This window comes from Negativicutes bacterium (assembly GCA_018052945.1).
Taxonomy (GTDB): domain Bacteria; phylum Bacillota; class Negativicutes; order JAGPMH01; family JAGPMH01; genus JAGPMH01.
The window spans coordinates 1-2580 of the sequence record JAGPMH010000086.1; the positions used below are offsets into that span (position 1 = coordinate 1).

2 protein-coding genes are annotated in these 2580 nt (G+C 32.0%); one reads left to right on the forward strand and one right to left on the reverse strand.

Translation table 11 applies throughout. The features are described from left to right. Positions 1 to 236: 236 nt before the first annotated feature. Positions 237 to 899, reverse strand: a complete 663-nt coding sequence (locus KBI38_08285; GenBank protein ID MBP8630039.1) for a Crp/Fnr family transcriptional regulator — start codon at positions 897 to 899, stop codon at positions 237 to 239. A gap of 106 nt (positions 900 to 1005) precedes the next feature. Between KBI38_08285 and hcp the strand changes: the two genes are divergently transcribed. Then, the gene (gene hcp, locus KBI38_08290; GenBank protein MBP8630040.1) at positions 1006 to 2568 is read left to right on the forward strand and encodes a hydroxylamine reductase; all 1563 of its coding nucleotides are present in this window, start codon (positions 1006 to 1008) and stop codon (positions 2566 to 2568) included. Positions 2569 to 2580: the final 12 nt, after the last annotated feature.

Consider the following 2580-nt stretch of genomic DNA (forward strand, 5'->3'; position numbering starts at 1 on the left):
TATCGATGAACCCGCACATCTGGCATTAATTTCTCTACATTGTTTAGTTTTCAAAGAACACCCGCTGTTTGTGACAGCTCATTTATATTAACACAACCACCAGGTCGTTGTCAACACAAATCTTTTTCTTTTTGTTGTCGTCAGCGCTGTTCGCTAGCGACTTTTATTATATTACACTACTTACTAATGCTTGTCAATATTATATTTCGATTTTTTTTGTTAAATATAAAATATCATTATATCAGTAATTCAAAATCATCTTTTTCAAACTTAAGTAAACCTTCTTCTTTCATCTTTGATAATTCTCTTGATAAAGCACTGCGATCAACACAAATAAATTCTGCTAATTGATTTCGTGAAAATGGAATTCTAAATTTTTTGCTTTTATTTTGCATTATGATCATTGAAAAATAGCTTAAAAGCTTTTCTCTAATTGTCCGCTGTGATAATAAGTTTATTTTTGAATTCAATAACATATTGCGTTGTGCTAATATTTTCAGCATATTTTTTATTAAAGAATTATGAAATTTACAATTTTCACTGCAAGTAGTAATAATCCTATCATAATTAAAAAACAAGACTTCACTTTCTACTAAACTAACCACAGTAACAGGGCTAATCATTACCCCCGCACAAGAAAAAGTTTCCGCAAACAAATCTCCGTTACCTAAATTTGCAATTATATTTCGATTACCCCAAAAATCTTCTCTAATTATTTCAATTTTCCCATTTAAGATTAAACCAATATTCTTAATTTCATCTTCAGTATGAATTATAATATCATTTTTTTGATATTTTTTACTAAAAGCTCCGCTACATTGTAAAATTGCGTTAATTTCCGTTTCTTCCATGCCATTAAACAACGGATTGTCTTTTATAAAATTAAAATATTTTTTCATCTTTGCTCCTTTGTTGCAAATGCAACCGATTTTTTCTTTATTACTCATTATAGTTTAAGGCAAGGGAAAAATAAACTCTAAATAAAAAAATCAGGAGGTTTTACAAATGGAAAACATGTTTTGCTTTCAATGTGAACAAACAGTAGGTGGGGTAGGCTGTACAGGTATGACAGGAGCTTGCGGAAAACAAGCGACAACATCTAATCTACAAGATGATTTAATCACCGCTTTAATATCTTTGGCGAAAGTCACTCAAAATCAGAAAAATGAAAATACAACCAAAATGCTTATTAGTGGTTTATTTACAACTATCACTAATGTAAGTTTTGATGATGATAAATTAGCTGTAGAAATTGCTAACGTTAATGAAGTTATAAAAAACTTTGATCCTAGCGCTATTACTCCTTATAAAATGGATTACTTATGGCATGATAACGAAGATATTCGTTCTTTAAAATCATTAATTTTATTCGGCTTAAAAGGAATTGCCGCTTACGCTTATCACGCAATGGTTTTAGGCTATAAAGACGAAATTGTCGACAATTTCTTTTACGAAGCATTAAGTGCTATTGCTAAAGATTTAACAGTTGATGATTTATTACCGCTAGTTCTTAAAACGGGTGAAGTTAATTTAGCCTGTATGGCATTATTAGATCAAGCTAATACTGAAACTTATGGTAATCCTGAACCAACAAAAGTAACTACTACTATTGAGCCTGGTCCTTTCATCGTCGTTTCCGGTCATGATTTATATGATTTATATCTTTTATTAGAACAAACTAAAGGTACCGGCATTAACATCTATACTCACAGTGAAATGTTACCGGCACATGGTTACCCAAAATTAAAAGCATACCCACATTTAAAAGGTAATTTTGGTACTGCGTGGCAAAATCAACAGAAAGAATTTGACAGTATTAAAGGCGCTGTATTGTTTACCACTAACTGTTTAATGCCGGTTAAACCAAGTTACGCTGACAGGGTTTTCACTACTGAAGTTGTAGCTTATCCGGGAATGGTTCATATTGACGATAAAAAAGATTTTACTCCAGTTATCAAAAAAGCTTTGGAATTAGGTGGCTATGATGCTCCACAAAATTTAACAGGAATTAATGGTGGTAATACTTTATTGACAGGTTTTGCTAGGAATACAATCCTTTCCAACGCTGAAAAAGTTGTCAGTGCTGTAAAAGAAGGAAAAATTAAACACTTCTTTTTAGTCGGCGGTTGTGACGGTGCTAAAACAGGTCGTAACTACTATACTGAATTAGTAGAAAAAACTCCAGCGGACACAATTGTTTTAACGCTAGCTTGCGGCAAGTACCGTTTCAATGATTTAGATTTAGGTGATATTGAAGGATTGCCTCGCATTATGGACATGGGACAATGTAATGATGCTTATAGCGCCATTAAAGTTGCTGTAGCCTTAGCAGAAGCTTTTAATTGTTCGGTTAATGATTTACCACTATCTTTAGTATTATCTTGGTATGAGCAAAAAGCTGTTTGTATATTATTAACTTTATTGCACCTTGGCATTAAAAACATTTATATCGGCCCATCATTACCAGCCTTTGTCTCACCTAATATTCTAAATTTCTTAGTAGAAAACTTCCAAGTCTCACCAATTTCCACTGCTGATCAAGATTTAGCAAAAATTTTAAAGAAATAAATTAATGCTAAA